The organism is Ruegeria sp. AM2 (genome assembly GCF_056540685.1).
Window position 1 is genome coordinate 355548 of record NZ_JBQFXE010000001.1, and the last position, 25557, is coordinate 381104.

24 protein-coding genes are annotated in these 25557 nt (G+C 58.3%); 15 read left to right on the top strand and 9 right to left on the bottom strand.

The genetic code is table 11. The features are described 5' to 3' along the window. Window positions 1-2 precede the first annotated feature (2 nt). Together mprF and ACR0CR_RS01780 are read right to left on the bottom strand one after the other, a co-directional pair. On the bottom strand, window positions 3-2609 hold the full coding sequence (gene mprF, locus ACR0CR_RS01775) for a bifunctional lysylphosphatidylglycerol flippase/synthetase MprF (RefSeq protein ID WP_480596174.1): 2607 nt from the start codon (window positions 2607-2609) through the stop codon (window positions 3-5). Window positions 2610-2741: 132 nt separating this feature from the next. After that, window positions 2742-3170 carry an Lrp/AsnC family transcriptional regulator gene (locus tag ACR0CR_RS01780; RefSeq protein WP_480596176.1) on the bottom strand — a complete coding sequence of 143 codons (429 nt, stop codon included), beginning with the start codon at window positions 3168-3170 and terminating at the stop codon, window positions 2742-2744. Between the two features lie 86 nt (window positions 3171-3256). Here ACR0CR_RS01780 and rocF point away from each other — a divergent pair, with 86 nt between their 5' ends. Together rocF and ACR0CR_RS01790 are read left to right on the top strand one after the other, a co-directional pair. Beyond that, window positions 3257-4177 (top strand): arginase, encoded by a 921-nt coding sequence (rocF, locus tag ACR0CR_RS01785; protein WP_480596178.1) that lies wholly within the window; start codon window positions 3257-3259, stop codon window positions 4175-4177. After that, complete coding sequence (locus tag ACR0CR_RS01790; protein WP_480596180.1) at window positions 4177-5220, top strand: ornithine cyclodeaminase; 1044 nt, start codon at window positions 4177-4179, stop codon at window positions 5218-5220. Before rocF ends, ACR0CR_RS01790 begins: the two co-directional genes overlap by 1 nt. A 140-nt stretch (window positions 5221-5360) precedes the next feature. Here the strand turns inward: ACR0CR_RS01790 and ACR0CR_RS01795 are convergent, their stop codons facing one another. Genes ACR0CR_RS01795 through ACR0CR_RS01805 form a run of 3 tightly spaced genes read right to left on the bottom strand, consistent with a single transcriptional unit; the run spans window position 5361 to window position 8472 of the window. Further along, complete coding sequence (locus ACR0CR_RS01795) at window positions 5361-6764, bottom strand: TRAP transporter large permease (RefSeq protein ID WP_480596182.1); 1404 nt, start codon at window positions 6762-6764, stop codon at window positions 5361-5363. Window positions 6765-6767: 3 nt separating this feature from the next. Beyond that, window positions 6768-7397: a TRAP transporter small permease subunit gene (locus ACR0CR_RS01800; RefSeq protein WP_480596184.1), complete on the bottom strand. Its 630-nt coding sequence runs from the start codon at window positions 7395-7397 to the stop codon at window positions 6768-6770. Window positions 7398-7455: 58 nt separating this feature from the next. After that, on the bottom strand, window positions 7456-8472 hold the full coding sequence (locus tag ACR0CR_RS01805) for a C4-dicarboxylate TRAP transporter substrate-binding protein (RefSeq protein ID WP_480596186.1): 1017 nt from the start codon (window positions 8470-8472) through the stop codon (window positions 7456-7458). A gap of 428 nt (window positions 8473-8900) precedes the next feature. Between ACR0CR_RS01805 and acs the strand changes: the two genes are divergently transcribed. The 8 genes from acs to ACR0CR_RS01845 all read left to right on the top strand — a co-directional run bounded on the left by acs (window position 8901) and on the right by ACR0CR_RS01845 (window position 18292). Beyond that, window positions 8901-10865, top strand: a complete 1965-nt coding sequence (acs, locus tag ACR0CR_RS01810) for an acetate--CoA ligase (protein ID WP_480596188.1) — start codon at window positions 8901-8903, stop codon at window positions 10863-10865. A 7-nt stretch (window positions 10866-10872) separates the two neighbouring features. Further along, window positions 10873-11580, top strand: a complete 708-nt coding sequence (locus tag ACR0CR_RS01815; RefSeq protein ID WP_480596190.1) for an adenylate kinase — start codon at window positions 10873-10875, stop codon at window positions 11578-11580. 159 nt (window positions 11581-11739) lie between these two features. Next, the gene (locus ACR0CR_RS01820; RefSeq protein WP_480596192.1) at window positions 11740-12024 is read left to right on the top strand and encodes a DUF4212 domain-containing protein; all 285 of its coding nucleotides are present in this window, start codon (window positions 11740-11742) and stop codon (window positions 12022-12024) included. A 5-nt stretch (window positions 12025-12029) separates the two neighbouring features. Next, window positions 12030-13814, top strand: a complete 1785-nt coding sequence (locus ACR0CR_RS01825) for a sodium:solute symporter family protein (RefSeq protein ID WP_480596194.1) — start codon at window positions 12030-12032, stop codon at window positions 13812-13814. A 108-nt stretch (window positions 13815-13922) separates the two neighbouring features. Further along, entirely contained in the window at window positions 13923-15746 is a 1824-nt protein-coding gene (locus ACR0CR_RS01830; RefSeq protein WP_480596196.1) for a DUF294 nucleotidyltransferase-like domain-containing protein, read from the top strand. Window positions 15747-15773: 27 nt separating this feature from the next. Next, entirely contained in the window at window positions 15774-16292 is a 519-nt protein-coding gene (locus ACR0CR_RS01835) for a hypothetical protein (protein WP_480596198.1), read from the top strand. A gap of 2 nt (window positions 16293-16294) precedes the next feature. After that, entirely contained in the window at window positions 16295-17707 is a 1413-nt protein-coding gene (locus ACR0CR_RS01840) for a 3'-5' exonuclease (RefSeq protein WP_480596200.1), read from the top strand. 84 nt (window positions 17708-17791) lie between these two features. Next, entirely contained in the window at window positions 17792-18292 is a 501-nt protein-coding gene (locus ACR0CR_RS01845) for a flavin reductase family protein (RefSeq protein ID WP_480596202.1), read from the top strand. Here the strand turns inward: ACR0CR_RS01845 and ACR0CR_RS01850 are convergent, their stop codons facing one another. Genes ACR0CR_RS01850 through ACR0CR_RS01860 form a run of 3 tightly spaced genes read right to left on the bottom strand, consistent with a single transcriptional unit; the run spans window position 18293 to window position 20522 of the window. Continuing rightward, window positions 18293-18772 (bottom strand): DUF6505 family protein, encoded by a 480-nt coding sequence (locus ACR0CR_RS01850; protein ID WP_480596203.1) that lies wholly within the window; start codon window positions 18770-18772, stop codon window positions 18293-18295. Window positions 18773-18774: 2 nt separating this feature from the next. Next, window positions 18775-19464, bottom strand: a complete 690-nt coding sequence (locus ACR0CR_RS01855) for a biotin/lipoate--protein ligase family protein (protein WP_480596205.1) — start codon at window positions 19462-19464, stop codon at window positions 18775-18777. Then, a complete protein-coding gene (locus tag ACR0CR_RS01860) occupies window positions 19461-20522 on the bottom strand; it encodes an Mrp/NBP35 family ATP-binding protein (protein WP_480596207.1) in 1062 nt (353 codons plus the stop codon). The genes ACR0CR_RS01855 and ACR0CR_RS01860 overlap by 4 nt, the downstream gene beginning before the upstream one ends. 108 nt (window positions 20523-20630) lie before the next feature. On the opposite strand from ACR0CR_RS01860, the gene ACR0CR_RS01865 reads away from it, so the two are divergent. Next, window positions 20631-21359: a c-type cytochrome gene (locus ACR0CR_RS01865; protein ID WP_480596209.1), complete on the top strand. Its 729-nt coding sequence runs from the start codon at window positions 20631-20633 to the stop codon at window positions 21357-21359. Here ACR0CR_RS01865 and ACR0CR_RS01870 read toward each other — a convergent pair. Further along, entirely contained in the window at window positions 21353-23305 is a 1953-nt protein-coding gene (locus ACR0CR_RS01870) for a 4Fe-4S binding protein (protein WP_480596212.1), read from the bottom strand. The genes ACR0CR_RS01865 and ACR0CR_RS01870 overlap by 7 nt on opposite strands. A gap of 250 nt (window positions 23306-23555) precedes the next feature. On the opposite strand from ACR0CR_RS01870, the gene ACR0CR_RS01875 reads away from it, so the two are divergent. From ACR0CR_RS01875 to ACR0CR_RS01890, 4 genes are read left to right on the top strand one after another with little or no spacing between them, the layout of a single operon-like run. Continuing rightward, entirely contained in the window at window positions 23556-24110 is a 555-nt protein-coding gene (locus tag ACR0CR_RS01875) for a DUF3305 domain-containing protein (protein ID WP_480596214.1), read from the top strand. Further along, on the top strand, window positions 24107-24691 hold the full coding sequence (locus ACR0CR_RS01880) for a DUF3306 domain-containing protein (protein ID WP_480596216.1): 585 nt from the start codon (window positions 24107-24109) through the stop codon (window positions 24689-24691). The genes ACR0CR_RS01875 and ACR0CR_RS01880 overlap by 4 nt, the downstream gene beginning before the upstream one ends. Before the next feature lie 4 nt (window positions 24692-24695). Beyond that, the gene (locus ACR0CR_RS01885; RefSeq protein WP_480596218.1) at window positions 24696-25307 is read left to right on the top strand and encodes a TorD/DmsD family molecular chaperone; all 612 of its coding nucleotides are present in this window, start codon (window positions 24696-24698) and stop codon (window positions 25305-25307) included. A gap of 57 nt (window positions 25308-25364) precedes the next feature. Beyond that, on the top strand, window positions 25365-25553 hold the full coding sequence (locus ACR0CR_RS01890) for a ubiquinol-cytochrome c reductase iron-sulfur subunit N-terminal domain-containing protein (protein WP_170442015.1): 189 nt from the start codon (window positions 25365-25367) through the stop codon (window positions 25551-25553). Window positions 25554-25557 lie beyond the last annotated feature (4 nt).

Below are 25557 nucleotides of genomic sequence, written 5' to 3' on the forward strand. Positions count from 1 at the left end.
CCTTATTTCGTCAGCCCACGCAGCCCGCCCGAAATCAGGATGTTCACCTCATAGAGAATACGCGGCGCGGCCAGACCACCGGGGCTGGCCAGATAGTTCGGACTCCATTCCGGGTCGAACTTCTGCTTGAACGAGCGCAGACCCTCGAAGTGATAGAACTGCTCACCATGTTCATAGACAAAGCCACCGATCCGGTTCCACAGTGAGGCCAATTGCCGGTTTTCGATGCCTGAAAACGGCGCTGCACCAAGCGAGAACCAGTTGAACCCCTGTTCGGACCCCCACGACATCATCTCGGCAAACAATGCATCCATGACAAAGCTTGGACTGTCAGGTTCATAGCGCATCAGATCCAGCGAAAGCTCGGATTTGTTGCCGCCCTGAAACAGGTTGGCAAAGGCCATGATCTTGCCCGTCTCGCTCCGCAACACGGCATGATCGAAATAGGACAGGTATTTCTCGTCGAACCCGCCAAGGGCAAAACCTTTTTCTTCGCCTGCTTTGCCGGAAAGCCAGTGGTCTGAAATCGCCCTCAGTTCTGGCAAGACCGGGGCAAGTTTTTCTTTCGGGATGATTTCGAACACATACCCCTCGCGTACAGCTCTATTCTTGGCCTGACGGAAGCGTTTTCGCGGTTTGCCGTCCAGCGAGAAGTCCTTGAGCGGGACGCGCGCGACCTCGCCGATTTTCAGGATGGACAGGCCGAGGTCCAGAAAAGTTGGCAGATACTGTGTCGACACACTGTAAAAAGCGCACAGTTTGCCCTCGCGGTCAGCCCTTTCGCGCAGTTGCCAGATCAGTTGTTGCCCGGCTTTTTCGTCGCCAACCGGCTCCCCTTTGGTGATCAGGGCATTGCCCGTATCTGCGAATGCCAGAAACGCGGTCTCGTCCGGAGAAATCAAAAACTGTTTGTCGCCCGTGAGCGATATCTGAGACTCAGTATCCTCGCTCTCCATCACCAAACGTTCGACAACCTCGGGTATTTCGGTTCGCACTGGCGCGGGTATTTCCCGTCCGAACAGAGAATTCACGGCCACGACCCCAAGGATCACCGCGACAACGAGGCTGGAGCGCAGGAACCGTGACGCGTCTCCGTTCCAGGCGAACTCCCACCAAAGCGCATTTTGGTACTCGACATGGGAATAGGCGAAGAGGCCAATCCAGAAAATCACCGCCAACAGAGCAATAACGCTGACCAACCAGGGGATGTTCAATCGAAATACGGACGCGCCGCTGACACGGTAAAACGCGCCGCGAAACATCGCCAAAAGGATGATCGTGCCCAGCAAAGATATGGCCTCATGCGTGTCCAGACCTTTGGTGAGCGACGCGACAAACCCGGCCAGCATCAACAGCATGGCGACGACCCACGCCCGATAGAGCTTGCGGAACAGCCCACGAGATACCAACAGCAGCAAAACACCGACCGCACTGCCCGCAAGATGCGAAGCCTCGACGAAAGATAGCGGCAGAACCTCGCGCAAAACGCCGAGTTTTTGGCTACCGGCTGGCAACGCGCCCGAGACCAACAGGATCACACCGGCAACCGCTGCAATCCCTGCTGCGACCATCGGAACAATGGGCCGAATGGCGCGATAAACCCAGGTCGCAGCGCCTCCGATACGTTGTCGGTGAGACAGAGCCGTCGCGACAGCTATGGACAAACTTGCAATGCCGAACGGAAGAAATGTGTAGACCACGCGGTACAAAAGCAGCGCCGCAATGACGTCCGATCTGCCGGACGCGCCCAGGCCAGCGATCAGCGTCGCTTCGAACACTCCAATACCACCAGGCGCGTGGCTGATGATACCAACCGCGATTGCAGCAATGTAGATCGTGAAGAAATAGGGAAATCCGACGCCCAAATCGTCGGGCATCAGAACATAAAGCGCCATGGAGGCGCCAAACAAATCCCCGACAGCCGAAATTGTCAGCAGGCTGGCCAACTTGCCGCCTGGCAAGTTGAAACCAAACCCCGCAACGCTCAGGCGGCGGCCTCCGCTGGACAGCCAAATGAACAGGGCGACCAACCCGCCCAGAAGGCAAAGCCCGATCGCGGTTTCCGCGGTTTCGCTGATGGGAACGACCTTGGATACACCATCCGGGTGAATGGTCAGAAGCAGACCCAGCAAGAGGACGAACCCCATCCAGAACGCCACCCACGAGGTTGCGATCACCCCGGCCACGCGCCCAAGGTCCAGGCCAAGCGACGCGTAGATCCGGTATCTGATTGCGGTGCCGGTGATGTAGGAAAACCCAAGGCAATTGGATACGGCATACCCACTTGCCCCGGCCAAGCCGGCCACCGGCAAAGGCACTTTGCCGTCGGCTACGCTTTGCACGGCCAGAACATCATAAAAGGACAGCGACAAAAAGCTCACGGCGGTCCAGCACAGGGCAAAAAACATGATCCGCCATGGCGTGGCCGCGATATCCGTTTGGACATCCGCCCACTTCACATGCGCCGACAAGTCATGCAGCACGAACAACGCAATCAACGTGACCAGCACCGGCACAGCCACCTTAACAAGCGGCTTTTCCAGCAAACCCGTCACACGCTCGGCCAAGCGTTCGACACGAGGTTCCTCATTCGTGGCGTGTGTTGTCATTCAAAATGCCTCTGCGTTGCGGTAGTGCCGGTTTTGCCCTGCCAAACCGACAAAGAAATTGTGCTAATGGATCAGCCTGTTGCCAAAGCTTTGCACACTTTGTGCCATGGTCATAGGGCATAGAGGCCCGAGCTACGATCGACCCTTTCGCGTGGACAACAAAAGGTTCGTTTCTGACCGCGTGACTCCTTCGATCCGCCGTATCTGAAACAAAACCTCGTCCAGTTCGGCCAGAGTTTCGGTTCCGATTTCAGCGATCAGGTCCCATCCGCCATTGGTCGAGTGAACCGCCCTCACCTGCCGCATGGCCGCGATGCGTGACATGATACGTTCGGTTCCGCGACCTTCGATCTCTAGCATCATTAACCCGCGCACCGGGCTATCCGACACGCCCTGCCTGGTGACAATTGTAAAGCCGACGATTTCGCCGGATTGCTTTAGCCTTTGCAGTCGGCTGCGCACCGTTGTGCGTGTAACGCCCAATGTTGCCGCCAACTCTGACAGCGAAGCCCGAGCATCCCTATGCAACGCATTGAGCAATCGGTTGTCCAGATCGTCCATGTTTCATTTCCAAATCGGATGACATGAGTTCATTTTGAACAATTTGCGCCCTTTTCGCAATCCGGCTTGCCTCGTTAGATAGAAGTATGGACAACAAGACTCTTATTCTCGCCGGTGTTCCGATGGACGCCGGGAAAAGGCGTCAAGGGTGCCGCATGGGCCCGGACGCGTATCGTGTTGCTGGGCTCGAGCAGGCTCTGGCCGATTTAGGGCATTCGGTAAAAGACATCGGAGATGTGCGGCCCAATGAGACACAAGTCGCCGATCACCCAAATCTGTTTTCTCTGCCCGAATGTGTTGGCTGGACCCAGGCACTGAGCCGTTTGGCTCAGGAAGCAGCGCAGCAAGGACTTCCGATATTCATGGGCGGGGATCACGCCTTGTCGATGGGAACCGTCGCCGGCATGGCAGCGCATGCGAAAACGCTGGAACGGCCTTTCTTTGTCCTGTGGTTGGATGCGCATAGCGATTTTCATACACCGGACAGCACCGACAGCGGTAACCTTCACGGCACTCCGGTTGCCTATTTCACAGGCCAGCCAGGTTTTGATGCGTTTCCAAAGGTCACATCGCCCGTTCCAACAGACCGCGTTGGCATGATCGGTCTGCGCTCGGTTGACCCGGCCGAGCGTGCGCGATTGGAAGAAGACAACGCCATGCTGGCCGATATGCGCAGCATAGATGAGCACGGAATAAAAGCCCCCTTGCTGGCATTCCTTGAAAAGGTCCGCGCGAATAACGGGATCCTTCACGTATCCTTGGACGTGGACTTCCTTGAACCGTCAATCGCACCGGCCGTCGGAACGACCGTGCCCGGTGGTGCCACAGAACGCGAGGCGCATCTGGCCATGGAACTTCTGCACGAAAGCGGCCTTGTGTGTTCGCTGGATCTGGTTGAGCTGAACCCGTTTCTGGACGAACGGGGCAGAACTGCAAAACTGATGGTCGATTTGACGGCGTCTTTGTTTGGTCGCCGTGTGTTTGACCGCCCGACACGGAGCTTCTGATGACCCAACCTTCTGAAAAAGCGCTAGTACCCTTTGTCTCGGTTAACAACATGATGCGGCTTGTTCACCACGTTGGTGTCGAGCGGATGATCACCGATATCGCAGCCCAGATCGAAGCCGATTTCAAACGCTGGGAAAGCTTTGACAAAACGCCCCGTATTCCCGCCCACTCGCCTCATGGCGTGATCGAGTTGATGCCGACGTCGGACGGTGAAGCCTATGGGTTCAAATACGTGAACGGCCACCCGAAAAACACGTCAGAAGGTCTGCAAACCGTGACGGCATTTGGGCTATTGGCGGATGTTTATACTGGCTATCCGACATTGCTGACAGAAATGACAATGCTGACGGCGTTGCGTACAGCAGCAACATCAGCGCTGGTCGGCAGCTATCTGGCCCCGAAATCCGCCTCGACAATGGCTATGATCGGCAACGGTGCCCAGTCCGAGTTCCAATGCCTCGCCTTCAAGGCCATGTGCGGCATCGACACGGTTCGTCTGTACGACACCGATCAAAACGCCACCAAGAAGTGTGAAAAAAACCTGCAGGGCAAAGGGCTGACAGTTATCGCCTGCGGAACCCCCGAAGACGCCATTGAGGGCGCACACATCATCACAACCTGCACGGCCGACAAAAAATATGCCACCATCCTGACCGATAATATGGTCGGCCCCGGGGTGCACATCAACGCCATCGGTGGCGACTGCCCGGGTAAGACAGAGCTTCACCGTGACATCCTTTTGCGGTCGGACATTTTCGTAGAGTACCCTGAGCAAACTAGGATCGAGGGTGAGATTCAGGCGTTGACCACCGATCACCCCGTCACGGAAATGTGGGAGGTCATGACAGGCCAAGCCAAAGGCCGCACTGATGACCGCCAGATCACCTTATTTGACAGCGTTGGATTCGCGATCGAGGATTTTTCGGCCTTGCGCTACATCAAAGGCACCATTGAAGGCACTGATTTTTTTGAACCTTTGGACATGTTAGCCGACCCCGATGATCCGCGCGACCTGTTCGGAATGCTGATGCGCGCGACTTGAGAAATACGCAAAGGGGCTCTGCCCCCGCTGCGGCAAGCCGCGCCTCCCCCGGGATATTTTCAGCCAGATGAAGCAGGGGATCCGCTCTTCATCTGGCCAGAAATATCCCGGAGCGCGAGGCAGAGCCTCGCATAAGCCCATTATCCGGCAAGCGACGGCAGGTATAGAACGATACCCGGGAATGCCACGAGCAATGCGATTGTCATTGCGTCTGCCAGAAAGAACGGCGTGACCCCTCTGAATACGTCCTGAACGCTCAGATCCGGGCGCACACCGGCCACGACAAAGCAGTTCAGTCCAATAGGTGGCGTAATCAGACAAAATTCCGCCATTTTAACCACCAGAATCCCGAACCAGATTGCGCACATCGGTCCGGACATTCCAAAAGCACTGTCGGCCGCACTGACCGCTTCACCGCCGTTCAAAGCCATGACAGCAGGGTACACGACAGGAAGCGTCAGGAGCAGCATACCAATGGCATCCATGAACATGCCAAGCACTGCATAGGCGAGAAGGATGCAGATCAGGATCAGCATCGGCGACATCTGCAGCGACGTGATCCAATCTGAAAACGCACCGGGTAGGTCCGCGAAGCCAAGAAAACGGACGTAGATCAAGACCCCCCAGATTATTGCAAAAATCATCGCAGTCAGTTTCGCAGTCTCCAGCAGGGCTGATTTAAACTGCGGCCACCGCATGCCATGGAACAGGGCAAAGCAGAAAACGATAAAGGCCCCTATCGCGCCGCCTTCCGTCGGCGTGCCCCATGCTTGTTCGCCGAATGGGTTGTAGACAAAGCAGATGATGATCAGGATCACCGCGACGATGGGCAATGCTCCAGGCAGCGAGGCAAACCGTTCGCGCCACGTAAACCCTGTAACGGGTGGCCCGACGCTCTTAAATATGACCGCGATCCCGACTATAAGCAGACCATAGATCAGTGCAGAAAACGCCCCGGGGATAAAGCCCGCGAGCAGCAGCTTGCCGACATCCTGCTCAACGATGATTGCGTAGATCACAAGGATCGCTGAGGGTGGGATAAGCGAGGCAAGCGTGCCTCCTGCGGCGACAACGCCTGCAGCGAAGCGCTTGTTGTAGCCGACGCTCAGCATCTCGGGGATCGCGATGCGGGCGAAGACTGCGGACGTCGCCACCGACGCGCCGGACACCGCCGCAAACCCGGCGGTGGCGAAGATGGTGGACACCGCGAGCCCTCCGGGGACCCAGGCAACCCAGCGCTTTGCCGCTTCGAACAGGGCGCGGGTCAGTCCGGCGTAGTAGGCCAGATAGCCGATCAGAATGAACGTTGGGATCAGGCTGAGCGTGTGCGAGGCCACTTTCGAGTGCGGCACCTGCCCTGCCGTTTTGACGGCGACAGTGACGGCCTTGCCAAACCGCTCGGGGTCGTACCCAAACTTGGCCCAGAAAATCCAGATCAGTCCGATCAGCCCTGCCAAACCCGCCGCGAACGCCACGCGCATGCCTGCAACGACAAAGACCAGCAACCCGCCTGTGACCCAAAGGCCGATATCGATCGTATCCATGGGTCAGGCTTGCCCTTCGAATTGTTCGGCCTCGGCGGCCGCTTGTGCCGCTGCGTCCTGGATCAACGGAACGGCAACGGGACTGTCCAGCCCGAGAACAAAGGCGCGGCCATAGCCCCAGACCTGCAGGACAAGCCGCGCGCAGAGCACCGAGAATGCAACGGGCGCAAGAAGCTTTGCAGGCCAGATCGGAATACCGATATCGATGGAGCTATCCCGGCTCCACAGTGGTGCGCCGAAATCAAAGGACCGGTCAAAATGGGACCAACTGCCCCAGACCAGAGCCAGCATTAGCAATAGGATCAGCAAGACCGAGATCAGCTCGAACAGCCACAAAGCGCGACCCCGCAAACGTGAGATCACTATGTCCATCCGGATATGCCCGCCATCGCGTTGCACGTAGGAGATGCCGAGAAAGGCAATCAGGGGCATGGCTTGTTCGATCCAGTCCACATAGCCAGGCAAAGGCGCATTGAACGCGTTGCGCCCGCTGACCGAAACGACCGCCAGTACCATCAACCCGAACACGGCCATTCCGCTGATCAGCGCCATGAAGCGTTCGAGTTTCAACAAGAGGTGGTCCAGACGGCTGAGGCGGCTGCCGTCTTCCAGCACCGTGGCCTGTCCTGCCATTCCGGTGTTCCTTATTCCGAAGGTGCCCGGGCGCCCGACGGACGCCCGGTTCTGACGATCAGTTGCCGCCGCGTTGCTGTTTCAGGGTCGCCTGGACCAGATCATAGAGGTCCTGCGCGGGCAGGCCCTGCGCGGACATGGTCTCAATCCATTCGGCACGGATCGGATCTGCGGCTTTGGCGCGGAATTCCTCGATCACTGCGTCGTCGATATTAACCTTTTCGACGCCCTTTTCAGACAGAACGCCATCCCATTTCTCAAGCAGTCCGGCGTAGTTCGCCAAGTAGTGATCTATGGCCTCGTCAATCGAACTGTTGAGCGCTTCGCGGTGCTCGGCTGGAAGGGATTCGTAGGCGTCGATATTGACGACCACGGGGCAATTCACTGTGCCGGGGTTCAGGTTGGCCGTCCACCAGTCGGCCTCGTTGATCGTGCCAAATGACAGGTGTGCGTGCTGGGCGAAGGCTACCGTGTCGACAACGCCGGATTCCATCGCGTTGAACGCCTCGGTCGCAGGCACAGAGGTTGGAACGCCGCCCACGGCCTCAAAAGCTTGACCCAGACCGCCGGTCGCGCGCACGCGCATGCCGTCGAAATCGGCCAACTGGTCGCGCGGATCACCGGTGCCGACCAGATTGTACTGTGGCATGGGAGAGGTCATGATGATGCGCGCGTTCCACTGTGCCATCTCATCTTTGACCGCCGGGTGGTCATAAACCGCGTGGCTAACCGCAACCTCTTCGTCCAGCGTATTCACGCCAAGGAACGGCAATTCCAGAACCGTGATCGCCCTGTTCTTGTCGCGATGATAGCCCGCGCAGAATTGCGCCATCTCAAAGGCTCCGATCTCGATCCCATCGAGGTTTTCGCGAGGTTTGGACAAGCCGCCATAGCTGACATTTATCGTGAATTCACCACCGGTTTTCTCGCTGACAAGTTCGGCCAGTTTCTCAACATGCTCGGTAAACGCGCGACGTTTGCCCCAGACCGAGGCATTCCACTCGGTCGCTGCAGCTTCGGTCACGATAGCAGCAGCCAAAGCGGCGACAGCGGCACCGCTCAACAACTTTTTCATCTTGATTTCTCCCTTTGGTGCGCCCCCGTCCCGAGGCGCTTGCGATTCAAGCTAGCGCCAACATCTAAATGTGCCAACCCCCGGCACTAAGTCGCCAAGCGACAACGAGTGGATTGTCGGGCGCTAACACGCAAAAGATGAATCTGCGGTACAAATTGTTGAGCCACCTGCGCGCGCGCCGGGTGCTGAAATCTGTTACAACTATACTATTGTTTTATCGTGCATTTCCGAACCACACTAAACATTGGTTTTCAGATTTCACAGTCGGTAAAAAATTTATTTACAAACAAATCCATAGTTTTCGGTAATTTATTTCCTTGTTTTCAGTTCTTCGTATTATCCGATATGTGGAGGAAGCGGGTCGACATTACCGGTTCTGCGGGCAAAATCGATCCAGTGAAATAAAGTCCAGAGGGAGGAGCCTCAGTATGACAACCGCTGCACAGTCAGATGCCAACGTTTACCCGCCATCCGCAGACACCGTGGCGCGCGCGCATGTTGATGCCGAAAAATACAATCAGATGTATGCGGCCTCAATCAATGATCCTGTCGCGTTCTGGGACGAGCAAGGCAAGCGGATCGACTGGATTAAGCCCTACAGCCAAGTCAAGGACGTCAGCTATGACTTCGGGTCTGTTGGCATCAACTGGTATGCGGATGGCACGCTGAACGTCTCGGCCAACTGCCTTGACCGCCACTTGAAGACCCGCGGCGATCAAACCGCGATCATCTGGGAGCCGGATGATCCAACAGATGCCTCGCAGCACATCTCTTATGCCGAATTGCACCGCCGCACTTGCCGGATGGCGAACATTCTGGAATCGATGGGTGTCCGCAAGGGTGACCGGGTCGTCATCTATCTGCCCATGATCCCCGAGGCTGCCTATGCCATGCTTGCCTGCGCGCGTATCGGCGCAATTCATTCAATTGTGTTCGCGGGCTTCTCGCCTGATGCGCTGGCCGCGCGGGTCAATGGCTGTGACGCCAAGGTTGTGATCACGGCGGACGAAGCGCCTCGTGGCGGACGTAAGACGCCGCTCAAGTCCAATGCGGACGCGGCGTTGCTACACTGCAAAGACACCGTGAAATGTCTGGTGGTCAAGCGCACCAATGGCCAGACGACATGGATCAATGGCCGCGATTTCGACTACAACGAGATGGCGCTGGAAGCGGATGATTACTGCGCCCCTGCCGAGATGGATGCCGAGGATCCTCTGTTCATCCTCTATACCTCGGGCTCGACCGGTCAGCCTAAGGGCGTTGTGCATACCACGGGCGGCTATCTTGTTTACGCCGCACTGACGCATGAGGTCACGTTCGACTATCACGACGGCGATATCTACTGGTGTACCGCTGATGTGGGCTGGGTCACCGGCCACAGCTACATCGTTTATGGTCCGCTGGCCAATGGCGCGACCACACTTATGTTCGAAGGCGTGCCGACCTTCCCCGATGCCGGTCGGTTCTGGGAAGTTTGCGCAAAGCACAAGGTCAACCAATTCTACACCGCACCCACCGCGATCCGCGCGCTGATGGGTCAGGGAAATGAGTTTGTGGAAAAGCACGACCTGAGCGATCTGCGTCTGCTGGGGACAGTTGGCGAGCCGATCAACCCCGAAGCGTGGAATTGGTACAACGAGGTCGTCGGCAAAGGCAAATGCCCCATCGTAGACACCTGGTGGCAGACCGAAACCGGTGGCCATATGATGACTCCCCTGCCCGGCGCGCATGCAATGAAGCCCGGCTCGGCGATGAAACCCTTCTTTGGCGTTGAACCAGTTGTGCTGGATCCTCAGTCCGGAGTGGAAATCAAAGGCAATGGGGTCGAGGGCGTGTTGTGTATCAAGGACAGTTGGCCCGGCCAGATGCGCACCGTATGGGGCGATCATGAACGGTTCGAACAGACCTATTTCTCGGACTACAAAGGCTACTACTTCACTGGTGACGGCTGCCGTCGCGATGAGGATGGAGACTACTGGATCACGGGCCGCGTAGACGACGTGATCAACGTCTCGGGCCACCGCATGGGCACCGCCGAGGTCGAAAGCGCGTTGGTCGCGCATGCGGCCGTCGCCGAGGCCGCCGTGGTCGGCTACCCGCACGACATCAAGGGTCAGGGCATCTATTGCTATGTCACCCTGATGAACGATCGCGATCCCAGCGATGAGCTGCTGAAAGAACTGCGCACCTGGGTTCGGACCGAGATTGGCCCGATTGCCTCGCCGGATGTGATTCAATGGGCACCGGGTCTTCCGAAGACGCGTTCGGGCAAGATCATGCGCCGTATCCTGCGCAAGATTGCCGAAAATGACTATGGCGCGCTGGGTGACACCTCGACGTTGGCTGATCCTTCGGTCGTCGAAGACCTGATCGACAACCGCGCAAACAAGTGAGGGTGTGATGGACGCTGCCACGATCACTACACCCGCCGTTCTGATCCTTCTCGGCCCTCCGGGTGCTGGGAAGGGCACACAGGCCCGCATGTTGGAAGACAAGTTCGGACTGGTTCAACTCAGCACCGGTGATCTTCTGCGCGCCGCCGTTGCTGCGGGCACTGAGGCTGGCAAAGCTGCGAAAGCGGTGATGGAGGCCGGTGATCTGGTCAGCGACGACATTGTCATCGCAATCCTGCGCGACCGTCTGGCTGAACCAGATTGCGGCAAAGGCGTCATCCTCGATGGCTTTCCCCGCACGACGGTTCAGGCACAAGCGCTTGATACGCTGCTGGCCGAGACCGGTCAGAAGATCAACGCAGCCATCAGCCTCGAAGTCGAGGACGCGGAAATGGTCACGCGCATCTCGGGTCGGTACACGTGCGCCATGTGCGGCGAAGGTTATCACGACACGTTCAAGGTGCCGGCGGCTGAAGGCAAATGCGACAACTGCGGCAGTACCGAATTCAAGCGTCGCGCGGATGACAATGCCGAAACCGTGGCGTCTCGGTTGGCAGCCTATCACGCGCAGACCGCGCCGCTGATCACTTATTACCAAAACCATGGCGTTCTGAAAGGCCTTAACGCCATGGGCAATATCGACGAAATCGCGGGCGATCTTGAAAAGATCGTCAATGACGCGATGAACTGGGGAACTCGGCCCGCCCAGACCTAAGGGCCGAATTCCTAACGGAATACTTCAACGGACCTGCCCCGGCAGACCGGAGAGGTTTTGCCTGATGCCAACCTGGCCTTGGGCGTATCGCAAAGCGACCCATGCGCTGGAGGACAAAGCAACGGGTCGCCTTAGGAGGAAGCGAAGGAGGACCCCGCGATGGCGGATCAATCAACAAACTCCGCGCAGACTGCCGAGGCCGACAAGGGCTATTGGCAGGCGAACCTGCGTCTCATCTACATCAGCCTCGTGATCTGGGCGCTGGTGTCTTTTGGATTCGGCATCTTGCTGCGTCCGATGCTGTCCGGCATTTCTGTTGGCGGCACCGATCTGGGCTTTTGGTTCGCCCAGCAGGGTTCGATCCTGGTCTTTCTGGTGCTGATCTTCAACTACGCCTGGCGCATGAACAAGCTGGACGCCAAATTCGGCGTGGATGAGGAGTAAACCCCATGGACCAGTTTACCATCAACCTGCTGTTTGTTGGCGCGTCTTTCGCGTTGTACATCGGCATCGCGATTTGGGCTCGTGCGGGTTCCACATCGGAATTCTACGCCGCCGGTCGTGGTGTCCATCCGGTCACCAATGGTATGGCGACAGCGGCGGACTGGATGTCTGCGGCCTCGTTCATCTCGATGGCGGGCCTGATTGCCTTTACCGGCTATGACAACTCGACTTTCCTTATGGGTTGGACCGGTGGCTATGTGTTGCTGGCGCTGCTGCTTGCGCCCTACCTGCGTAAGTTCGGCAAATACACCGTCTCGGAATTCATCGGCGACCGTTTCTACAGCCAGACGGCACGCGTCGTTGCCGTGATCTGTCTGATCGTTGCATCGGTGACCTACGTGATCGGTCAGATGACCGGCGTTGGCGTGGCCTTTGGCCGTTTTCTTGAGGTGTCGAACACATCCGGTCTGCTGATCGGTGCCTGCGTCGTGTTTGCCTATGCGGTGTTTGGCGGGATGAAAGGCGTGACTTATACGCAGGTCGCTCAGTACTGCGTGCTGATCACCGCTTATACCATCCCCGCGATCTTCATCTCGCTACAGCTGACCGGTGCGCCGATCCCTGCACTGGGTCTGTTTGGTGACACTGCAAGTGGTGAGCCTCTGCTGACCAAGCTGGACGCCATCGTGACCGAGCTGGGCTTTGCTGAATACACGGCTCACCACTCGAACACGTTGAACATGGTGCTGTTTACGCTTTCGCTGATGATCGGTACCGCCGGTCTGCCGCACGTGATCATGCGCTTCTTCACCGTGCCGAAAGTGTCCGACGCCCGCTGGTCCGCTGGCTGGACGCTGGTGTTCATCGCACTGCTGTACCTGACTGCCCCTGCGGTTGGAGCCATGGCGCGCCTGAACATCACCGATATGATGTGGCCCAATGGTGGCATCGATGGTGGCGCTGTTTCGGTTGAAGAGATCGACACCGATCCCCGCTACGACTGGATGCAGACTTGGCAGAAAACCGGTCTGCTGGACTGGGAAGACAAGAACGGCGACGGCAAGATCCAGTACTACAACGACGCAAACGCCGAAATGCAGGCCATTGCTGAGGAAAAAGGCTGGGTCGGTAACGAGTTGACCAAGTTCAACCGCGACATCCTGGTTCTGGCCAACCCCGAGATTGCCAACCTACCGGGTTGGGTGATCGGTCTGGTCGCTGCGGGTGGCCTTGCCGCTGCTCTGTCGACTGCCGCTGGTCTGTTGCTGGCGATCTCGTCGGCCGTGTCCCACGACCTGATCAAAGGCGCGATCAACCCGTCGATCTCGGAAAAAGGCGAGCTTCTGTCGGCACGGATCGCAATGGCTGTGGCCATCGTGGTGGCAACCTATCTGGGTCTGAATCCTCCGGGCTTCGCGGCGCAGACTGTTGCTCTGGCCTTTGGTCTGGCGGCTGCCTCGATCTTCCCGGCGCTGATGATGGGGATCTTCTCGACCCGCATCAACAACACCGGCGCGGTTGCAGGTATGCTGGCTGGTCTGACCGTCACACTGGTCTACATCTTCCTGCACAAGGGCTGGCTGTTCATTCCGGGCACCAACTCGTTCACCGATGCTGACCCGCTGCTGGGTCCGATCAAGTCGACCTCGTTCGGCGCGATTGGTGCAATGGTCAACTTTGCCGTCGCTTATGTGGTGGCTGGCATGACCAAGGAAACCCCGCAGGAGATCAAAGAACTGGTCGAAAGTGTGCGCATTCCCCGTGGTGCGGGCGCAGCTCAGAACAAATGAGCATGATGCGGCATATGGTAGGTTTCCATGTGCCGCGTCTTTCGACTGACTACTCCCGCCCGGCATTCCACCGGGCGGGATTTTTCCTCAGAACACTGGAGACATCTGATGCCCCTGTCCCATGATGAGATCACCCGGTTTCTGAAATCCGTGCACCCCTACGACTCGTTGCCTCATGATGCTCTGGACGATCTGGCCCAGCAGATAGAGGTGCGCGAAGTCGATGCAGATGGCAGCATCTACAAGCTGGGGAACGCTCTGCCGGGTGTCTTTGTGATCTACGAAGGACAGGTAGAGATTACCGATGAGAACGGCGCTGTCGTCTCACATCTGGGATTGCGCAATTCCTTTGGTGAGCGCGGATTGCTGAAGGATGGCAAGGCTGCCACCCATGCGCGCGCGCATACGCCGTCGGTACTGATCGTTCTGCCGCCGGAGTTGGTCAAAAACCTGATCGACGGGCACGATGTGGTGTCCAAATTCTTCAACCGAACACGCGGTGGGCGCAGCGGACCTCAAAGTCTGGCGACCAGCACCATCGACGTTTTGATGGCGCGGGACCCGGCCACCTGCCCGCCCTCGACCCCTGTTCAGATGGCCGCGCAAATCATGCGCGACAAGCATATTTCGTCTCTTTGCGTGACCGAAGGCGAGGCGTTGAAAGGGATTGCCACGCTGCGCGATGTCTCGGGCAAATTTGTTGCCGACGGCATGCCTCAGGACACTCCGATCTCGGCCATTATGACCGCCGATCCGGTGACCCTGTCACCCAGTGACATCGGGTCCGACGTGCTGCATGTGATGATGGAGCGTGGCATCGGCCATATTCCCATTTCCGAGGCCGGGCGTCTTGTCGGTATCGTGACCCAAACCGATCTGACGCATTATCAGGCCGTGAATTCAGCGGAACTGGTTCGCCGTATCGCCAGGGCGGATACCGCCCAGCAAATGGCCAGTGTGACGGCAGAGATCCCTCAATTGCTGGTCCAACTGGTCGCGGCGGGTAACCGGCATGAGATCACGACCCGTCTGATAACCGATATCGCCGATACCGTGACCCGCCGTCTTCTGGCGCTTGCAGAGGAAAAGCTGGGACCGGCACCTGTGCCCTACCTCTGGTTGGCCTGTGGCTCGCAAGGACGACAGGAACAGACTGGCGTGTCAGATCAGGACAATTGTCTGATGCTGGATGACAATGTCACCGATGACGACATGACGTATTTCCTTCAGCTGGCCAAGTTTGTCTCGGACGGGCTGGACGCCTGCGGCTACTTCTATTGCCCCGGAGACATGATGGCGACCAATCCGCGGTGGTGCCAGCCTGTGCGAGTCTGGCGCGATTACTTCAACGGCTGGATCGCCAAGCCGAACCCCGAGGCGCAGATGCTGGCCTCGGTCATGTTCGATCTGCGGCCGATTGGCGGTGCGACCGAGCTGTTCTCGAACTTGCAAGCCGAGACGTTGAACGCGGCGCAGGCGAACTCAATTTTCGTTGCACATATGATTGCGAATTCACTGAAACACACGCCTCCGCTGGGCTTGCTGCGAGGTTTCGCCACGATCCGATCCGGGGAACACCGCAACACGCTGGATTTAAAGCACAACGGCGTCGTACCGGTTGTTGATCTCGCACGGGTCTACAGCCTGCAAGGCAAATTGCCCGAGGCCAATACGCGCGCGCGTCTGAAGGCTGCCGAGGCCGCTGGGGTGCTCAGCCCCTCGGGGGCACGCGATCTGCTGGATGCCTATGACCTGATCGCGGAAACGCGGCTGGAACATCAAGTCAAACGGGTAAAATCGGATACCGCGCCGGACAATTACCTGCCACCTTCGGACCTGTCCGATTTCGAACGCAGCCACTTGCGCGACGCTTTTGTGGTGGTGAAAACAATGCAATCTGCCGTTGGTCACGGCAAGGGAATGCTGGGCTGATCCCGGCCCGGAATACGGAGAGACGACATGTTTCTGGAACTGATCGCCACGATATTTGCGGGCTTCGCCTTTGCGGGCGTGGTAATGCTGTTAAACAAACTGACCGGGGGCCGATTGCCACGTTGGGCCGCGCCTGTTGCCGCAGGGATTGGGATGATCGGGTTTACGATTTCCAGCGAATATTCGTGGTATGACCGCACCAAGGCCGAACTGCCTGATGGTCTGACCGTCGTTCAAGAGGTCGAAAGCCGCGCCTTCTATCGCCCTTGGACGTATGCCGTACCGTTCGTGGATCGGTTTGCGGCTATCGACACTGTATCGCTGCGCACAAACGAAAACATCCCTGAACAGCGCCTGGTTGATATGTATTTCTTTGGCCGCTGGGCCCCGGTGTCCAAAGTTCCGGTGGCCGTCAACTGCGCTGACAATAGCCGCGCCAATCTGGCTGACGGGGCCGAATTTGCCGATGACGGGCGCTTGCTGAACGCCAGTTGGATCAAGGCTGGCGACAACGATCCGGTCATCGAGGCCACCTGCGGAGCCTGATCATGCTGAACCGACTGAGCCTGCGCCTGAGGATTTTCCTGTTCTTCTGCTTGTTGGCGTTGGGCGGTGTGGCCCTCAGCTGCGCCGCACTTTGGTTGGGGTATCAACGTCTGGACCCTGAAAACTCGGCCAATGCCTTCGTCTTCAGCGGCCTGCTGATTTCATTCGGCCTCATGGCGCTGATCGCAGGCGTTTGGCTGCTGTTTGACGACAACGTAGCGAAACCCATCGAGCGACTGTCAGCGCAATTGCGCGCGCGTGCCCATGCGGGTGTCAGTTCTGATCTGGATCTTCAAGCTGCGCGCTATCTGGGTGATCTGGCCCCCGCCGCTGCGGGGTTGGCCGAGCAATTATCGACCAGCACTTTGTCGACCGCAGAAGCCATCGCTGCGGAAACGGCTCATCTGGCATCGGAAAAGCGGCGGCTAACTGCCTTGCTGACCGAAATTCCGGTGGCCATTTTGCTGGCAGGGCCGAACCATCAGATCGTCCTCTACGACGCTCAGGCGGCTGAAGTTCTGGCACAGATCGCGCATCCACGACTGAATGCGTCCCTGTTCGACTATCTGGAACGGAAGCCCCTGCAGGACGCCTATGCCAAACTGGCGAAAACCGGAATGGATGTGACGTGCACGCTGAAGAGCGTTGATGGCAAGCAGTCTTACACGGCGCGGATGAAACCACTTGGTGACGCGCCGGGCTATATGCTCGTGTTCGAAGACAGCATCGCCCAAATTCAACCCGAAGACGCGCGACCCCTGGTCTATGATTTTGACCTTCTGAACGCATCCGGCGATGGTGCTTTCGAAGATCGGCGTCTTTCCGAACTGTGTTTTGTTGTCTTCGATACCGAAACGACGGGCCTGTTGCCCCACAAGGACGAGATCGTACAGATCGGGGCGGTGCGCGTAGTCAAAGGACGAATTGTCGAGGGCGAGCGCCTAGACATGCTGGTGGATCCGGGCATTCCGATCCCGCCCGCGTCAACCAAAGTCCACAAAATCAGCGATGCTTTGGTTCGAGGTGCGCCTGACATTGCCGTCTCCGGTCGCAGTTTTCACCATTTTGCCCGGGACGCCGTTATCGTCGCGCATAACGCTCCGTTCGATATGGCATTTCTGCGCAGGCACGCCAAACGGATGGAGGTCGAGTGGGACCACCCCATTCTCGATACCGTTCTGCTTTCAGCCGTGCTTTTTGGTGCTAGCGAGACGCACACTTTGGATGTCCTTTGCGACCGCCTGGGCGTCACAATCCCGCCAGCCCAACGGCATACGGCGTTGGGTGACGCTGTTGCAACCGCCGAGGTTCTAGTAAAGATGCTGCCAATGCTGTCGGCGCGCGGGATGATCACCTTTGGCGACGTGATCGCTGAAACACGCAAGCATGGTCGATTGCTGGAAGATTTGAACTGACATTTTATGACAGTTCTCCAAGCTTTCCATGGACAAACAAGCCCGCCCGTGGCACCTCAAACCTGCCCACAAGTCGAGCGCGCGATGACCGAGAAGACCTTCACCCCCGGACCCGAGCAAAGCTTTGCGTTTCGCGAAGCATTGGGTTGTTTCGGGACAGGTGTAACTGTCGTTACGACCCACATCGACACCGTGCCGATTGCCATAACAGTGAACTCGTTTTCGTCGGTTTCGTTGGACCCGCCATTGGTGCTTTGGTGTCTTGGGAAGGACTCGAACCGCTTTGATGCGTTCAGCACCTGTCAATTCTATTCGATCCATGTCATGGCGCAGGATCAACACGATCAAGCGTTACGATTTGCGCGGGACGGTTTCGATTTTTCGCACGCCGATTGGCGGCGGGACGAGGCCGGACGCCCACAACTCGCGAACTGTCTGGCCCGGTTCGATTGCCGTCTGTTCGATTGCCATGAGGCCGGAGATCATTTGATCCTGGTCGGGCACGTCGAACAGGTCATGCATCGGCCTGGTCAGGGCCTGATCTTCAAACGCGGGCAGTTCGGCGGTTTTTCCGATCTGATCTGATCATTCATCCAGTGAGCCGTGAACCGCCAAGGTTTCCAACTGGGTTTCCTGTGGGGTGATCACCCGAAACGCCTCATGCACCCCTGCCCCGGTCAATTCCCGCACTACGGTCAGTAGAGTATTGGGTCCGTGCTCATCACACAGCTCAGACATATGTTCGATCTCAGCTTTGGCGACACCCAGAGCGGCCTCGACCGACGGCGCGCCGTAAAACTGAACAAAGTGTTCCGCAAGGTTTTGCTCGATCTGTTCGATCTCAGCCGGTTCAACTTGCGTGACGGCGACAAAGGTGACGCGGCCAAAGGTTTCGACCCCAAGCCAGCCATTGGCAAACGCTTGCCGCGCCTTTCCCTCCAGATCGCCTTCGCCCCAGTTTGAAAATTCAAACCCGCCGGAAATGCACCACTCTCCGGTCCGCGCTGGCGAATGGAACACGTTCATGTCGCTTTCATCGAAGTGGATCGCGCGGGCCAGTTTCATGATCAGGTCTCCAATAGTTCCGTCAGTGGGCGCAAGCGCGTTTCCGAGCCGTCACGGATCAGCATACCAAAACGTTCGTCAGTGCCGAGAAAAACACCCGTCTCATACGGCTCGCCCACGCCACGCAGCAGCCCCATCCATTCGGCATGCAACGGCGCATTGCCGTCCTCCTGCCAGCGGTTCAGCCAGGTTAGCATATGTCGCGACCAGCTTTCGACCAGTTGCGTCGGGGAAACTTCGGCGCAGCCCTCGTCATAGAGCGCGGTGACATCGGGGTTTTCCCCCGGCGCATCGGTGGTTTGAAGCAGCGCCAGTTCCCAGCCTACGATGAGCCAATCCGGCTCGGCGGTGGGGTCTGTATCAGACGCGGCAACATGAAACTTCCCGCATTTCGCACCGTTCACGCAGATCGGGCCATCCCAGTCCAGATGCACTGCCACTTCGGGCGGGGCCAAAGCCCCAAGCGCGTTTTGAAATCCAACAGCACACAGCGGCAACATCGCCATCGCGTCCTGTAACGGAACCTCGGGCGCAAAGACGACGGCTGCCCTCAGTCGGTCTGCCTGAATGTTGTAGACCACTGTCCCGGCATCACACCCTAGCGCGGCCATGGCTTGCGCGCGCTCAAACGGGTCGTCCCGACCTTGAGCCGCATGCCCCACCAGCAGCGGAGGGAAAACCGGCTCGGTCACGCGTTCCCCTTCGCGATCAAATCACGGGCGATTTTGCGGAACGCTTCAGCCTGTTGGCTGTCGGGTTTACTGACCACGATCGGAGCGCCTCCGTCGGCAGCGACGCGGATATCCAGATGCAGAGGGATCTCGCCCAACAATGGAACGCCCAACGCCTCGGCCTCAGACGCAACACCGCCATGACCAAAGACATGTTCTTCGTGCCCGCAATTCGAACAGATATGCGTCGACATGTTCTCGATCATGCCAACAATAGGCGTCTTTAGCTGATTGAACATATCGATCCCTTTACGGGCATCGATCAAGGCAACGTCCTGCGGGGTCGAAACAACAATGGCGCCGTCCACCTGGAATTTCTGGCTTAGCGTCAATTGTACGTCCCCGGTGCCGGGCGGCAGGTCCACGATGAGCACGTCCAAAGCGCCCCATTGCACTTGGCTCATCATCTGTTGCAGCGCACCCATCAACATCGGGCCACGCCAAACGACAGCTTGTCCTTCGTTTGTCATCAGACCCATCGACATCATGGTCACACCATGATTGCGCAACGGGAGGATCGTTTTGCCATCGGGGCTGGCCGGACGACCGGACACGCCCAGCATCCGGGGCTGCGACGGGCCGTAAACGTCGGCGTCCAGCAGACCTACGCGGCGTCCTTCAGCAGCCAGAGCACAGGCGAGGTTCGCCGAGACGGTTGATTTGCCGACGCCACCCTTACCCGAGGCCACGGCAATGATCCGGTCCACGCCCGGCACCGCCTGCGGTCCGGTCTGCGAGGGCTTCGGCTTGGGTTTCAAATCCGGTGGAGCCTTTTCGGAATGGGCCGTCAGCATAGCCGAGACCTTGGCGACGCCATCCACCAATTGCGCGGCCTGTTCAGCGGCAACGCGCACCGGCTCCATCCGCTCGGCCTGCTTGGGATCGATCTCCAGCACAAAGCGCACGGTGTCGCCTTCGACGTTCAACGCGCGAACAACGCCTGCGCTGACAATGTCCTGCCCGGATACCGGATCGGTGATCTTTTTGAGGTTCGCCAGAACCGCGTCACGAACACTCATGCCATTGGCCCTTTAAGTTGCCCAACCAAGTGGTTGATTTTCATTGCATGTGTCTCCGTCTCAATCTGTTCATTTGACGCATTCGATCCCGGGCCGTTAGGCTGAGCCATGCGTGTTGTCCTGTTGTGCCTGAGCCTGACGCTGTCCGCCACCCCTTCCTGGTCACAGGAAGCGCTGGGGCTTGCGGCCCCGACCGAGGTCAGCGACTCGGGTCTCTTGCAACATATCCTTCCTCGCTTCTCTCTCAAGACCGGCATACGCATTATCGCGGATGAGACCGGCGTTTTGGTGCTTGCAACCCAGCCCCCCGGTGATCCTGTCTTTGCCCGCGACGGGGTGGTCTACCACCTGAGGATCGGTGACGATGCCAAACACGAACGGTTCCGCGACTGGTTACTGTCCGACATAGGCAAACGCACGGTCGAAAGCTTTGTGCCCGACTCTGGCGCGCCCTTCTCGGCCGATTTTGAGATCGCCGCTGTGCAACAGGAAACGGTGATCGATGGCGATGCGGCCCTCGGCGAAAAACTGTCGATGACCCATTGCGGGCGCTGTCATGTCATCGGTCCAAAGAACCGGATGAACGGGTTAGGCTCGACGCCATCTTTTGCCGTTCTGCGCGCGATGCCCGACTGGTCCGAACGGTTCGAGGCGTTTTTTGCGCTCAATCCCCACCCGGCTTTCACGCAGATCGACGGTTTGACGCCACCATTCGATCCGCAACGCCCCTCGCCCATCCATCCAGTTGAGATGACTTTGGATGACCTTGAGGCGATATTGGCGTTCGTCTCGGTCATCAGCGCCGCCGACCTGGGCGCGCCTTTGCAACTTCAATGATCCTTTCGCTTTGAAAAGTAATCCTCGGTCGTGACCACCTTTGGTCGCGGCGCGGACTGAAATGGATTGTCCTCTTGCTGGAACTGCGCATTCACGCGGCAATTGTCACACATCTGGATCATTCGGGCCTTGTCCGAGGTCGCAAACATAGGATGCGTGCCTGACAGTTTCTCCATGATCCGCTCGACGGTGGATTTTACCCCAAACAGCGCGCCGCATTCGACACAGGCAAAGGGTTCTTCCTCGTTCAGCACCTGTTGCGACAGCGCGGCGTCGCTGAGGTCCAGCTGCGGCACAAGTGTAATCGCATCTTCCGGGCAAATCGTTCGACACATTCCGCATTGCAGGCAGGCGTCCTGCTGAAAGTTCAGCTGTGGTTTGTCCGGGTTGTCGATCAGCGCTCCAGAGGGGCACAGCGAAACACAACTTAGGCACAGAGTGCAGCTATCAGTGTTTACTGCAACCGCCCCATAAGGAGCATTTTCAGGGAGCGTCAGCGGAGCCTCCGCCTGTGGGTTCAGCGCCTGCGCCGAAAGCCGCGCGATCTGACGACGATTGCCCAACGGCAGAACGGGGTCGGCCAACGGTTCCGGCACACCCTGCGCGTATAACAGATCACACATGGCATCTGGGTCCGCTTCATCGATAAGGCCCAGTTTCCCATTCCCCGCAATCGCCTCGGCCAGTTCCAATTCGCTGACCAGCGCATCGTGTTCGGTTGTCGGGGCCAACAAGACATCCACACGCGCAAACCCGTGCGCGAGTGCCGCCAGCATTTCAGCATGGCCAAAACCGGAGATCACGTTCAGCTCCAGCGGAATCACATCCGCGGGCAAACCGCGCCCGAACCGGGCCGCAAGGCGGATCATCTGAGCGCCGTGTCCGTCATGCACCAGCAACCTTGGAGCAGTGCCTCCTGCCCGGCGGTAGGTCCGAGCCAGTATATGCAAGCGGGACAACAACGCCGACACCGGCGGGTCCTCGTAGGTGATCGCCGTCGATGGGCAGACTGCCGCACACGCCCCGCATCCGGCGCAAACCATGGGATCAATTGCGACATGTTCGCCCGCCGGAGTGATCGCCCCTGTCGGGCAGATGTCCAGACACTTCGTACACCCGATCTGTTCGGCGCGGGAATGGGCGCAAAGGGTTTCCTCCATACGAACGTAAAGCGGTTTTTCAAAGGTCCCGACCAGTTGGGCGGCTTCAAAGGCCAGCCGCTCGACCGCAACAACGTCTTTGGGATCGGCCCGCAAGTACCCTTCACGCTTGGACGGGGCTTGAACAAAAGGCGTGCCCCCTGTCAGGTCCAGAATGATATCGCAGCCTGACACCGCACCGTCTTGGGGCTCGGACCAGCCAAAGGCACCGCGCCCGCCGGGTTCAAGCTGTTGCAAGGCGTCCAGTCGAAGCGAGAACCCACCAAGCGCGCCGCTGACTGACCGGATTGTTCCAAGCACAACGTCAAAGTCGCGGGACATAGGCTCGACTTGATCGGTGACCAGAACCGTAACCGCCAGCGCGTCCGCCAACCGTTCGGCCAGACCAAAGGCCGTGGTACCGGGTCCCACGATGAAACACGTGCCTTCACTGATAACATCCACGCTGGGGGTGATGGGTTGCGGTAGCAGAGCCTCGGCGGTCAGCGCCGCCATTTTCGGCGTCGCGCTATCGGATTGATCGGACCATCCCGCGCGATCACGCAGGTCTACGAAACCGGGTTCTGCGACGCCTATATCTTCGGCGAGAGTTCGAAACACCTCTTGCTCTTGCCCACAGGCGATGATGGTATCACCGTCCTGCATCAACGCAGCGGCGGTCTGCAACTCGCGGGTGCATAAGGCGGTGTGAACGTTGGTACATTCGGTATCGCAAACTGATGCGATCTTCTCAGCGTCCACCTGCTGGGACCCTGCGCAATCGCAGAGTATGACTTTGGTCTTCATTTCCTCCCCCCAGACTTGTTGCCTGTTGCCTACACCTTAGTCTGTATCTTCCTACTGGCAATCCGAACCCGAAAAAGTCCGAACAAACTAATTTTACTCAAGACATATCCGATAGGTTTGCTTGGTCATTATCACATAAAATATCGGTGATTGGCCGGGTGCGATGACGAATACAGGCTTGGCACATGGCAGTTTTGTGTACCATAGTAGACGGAAGGAAAGGCAGGGGAGAGCCTTTCGGGGAGGAACAGTGGCGAAGGCCGCAAACCAGATTGAAATGCCGCTTGGCGTCGTCGTGCGCAAAACACCCGGTGTAACCCGCTGGGCCAAGTGGAATTGGCGCGCCGTTGCGGTCCTTCCCGGAGCGGGTCCTGCTGACTGGCTTGAGATGCGGCGGGAAGGTGAAGCGGTCGAGTATCACGCGGCCACCCTGCCCCTGAAACTCTGGGCGGACGAAACCGAAGCCTACATGGTCAATCTGTCAGACGGGCAGCCTTCGATCTATCTGGTGTTGCGCGATGCATTGGATGGTCAGCGGCCAATGGATGCGGTTCTGGTCACGGCCTCTCCGTTCGAAGGGCAAGACTATGCCGACACCGGAGAAGAGATCGTCGAAAAGATTCCCATGTCCGAAGGGTTGATCGCCTGGGTTCGGGATTTTGCTTTGGAACATCACCGCGATGAAGTGTTCGTAAAACGCCGTCGCGACAAGAAGCGCACCGATCTGGTCGAGGATGGCAAGGGTGACGCCCGCATCAGGCAAGTGTCAGACGTCTATCGTGCCCCGCGGAGGATCGTGCAATGACCGAAGCCCGCGATTTCTGGTCGCGCCGAAAGGCTGCCGTTCAGGCCGAAGCTGAGGCTGAGATCGTCGCGGCTGATGAACAGATCATCGCGGCCCAACGCGCTGAACTGGAAGAAAAGACCGACGCGGAAATTCTGGCCGAGTTCAACCTTCCCGACCCCGATCAGTTAAAGGCAGGCGATGACGTCTCGGGGTTCATGGCCAAGGCGGTGCCCGATCGTCTGCGTCGCCGCGCGCTACGCCGGCTCTGGCGGTTGAACCCGGTTTTGGCCAATGTCGATGGTCTGGTTGACTATGGCGAGGATTATACCGACGCCGCCTGCGTCATCGAAAATCTGCAGACCGCGTATCAGGTCGGCAAAGGAATGCTGGCCCATGTCGAAGCTCTGGCCGCCGAGGCTGAGTCGGATGTTCAGGTCACTGAAGACCAAGGCGAGGTCGAAGACCCTCAGCCAGAGCCGGAAGAAATCGAAGCGCCTCTCTCTGCGCCCATCGTGATGGCTGAAGCAACAGCTGATGTGCCCGACGAGATCGAGATGGCTCCGGCCCCGCGCCGTATGAAGTTTGAATTCGAAGGATAACCAAATGACCGCGAATGAAGCGCAACAGATGGATGTCTCGACCGAGGATCGCCTGCGCGCGGATTTTTACAACTTTCTAGGGTTGTTGCTGTCTGCCCCGCCCGATCAGCTGTTGCTGGATCAGGTCGCGGGACTGAGCGGCGATGAGACAGATCTGGGACAAGCCATTCAGGCGATGGCGCGGGTTGCCAAGGTCACCAAGCCTGCCGCCGCCGAACGTGAATTCAACGCGTTGTTCATCGGTCTCGGGCGTGGCGAACTGCTGCCGTATGCCAGCTTCTACCTGACCGGTTTCCTGAACGAGAAGCCGTTGGCGCAGTTGCGCAACGATATGGCCTCGCGCGGGATCACCCGTGCGCAGAATGTATTCGAACCCGAGGACAACATCGCCTCATTGATGGAGATGATGGCGGGCATGATCGTCGGGCGTTTTGGTGCGCCTGCTTCGCTGGAAGACCAGAAAGCGTTCTGGAACAAACATATCGGCCCCTGGGCCGCGCATTTCTATTCGGATTTGGAAGCCGCTGAAAACTCGGTTCTCTATGCTTCGGTCGGCACAGCCGGTCGGGTGTTCATGGAGATCGAGCGCGAAGCCTTCCGAATGACGGCGGCCTAGCCGCCACTCGCCAGCGCCCTCAACGGCGCTAGATCGCAAATGGGAGAGGAGGACCCCATGAGCAAGACCAAGGAAGAAGGCGCAACGCGCCGCGACTTCCTCAAACTGGCCGGAACCGCAGCGCCCGCTGCCGTTGCCGCCGCGAGCCTGACCGGAAAAGCTGAGGCAGCCGAGCTGCCCACAGACGACACCCGGATGCAGGACACTGCGCATACCCGCGCTTATCTGGAGAGCGCCCGGTTCTGAGCCG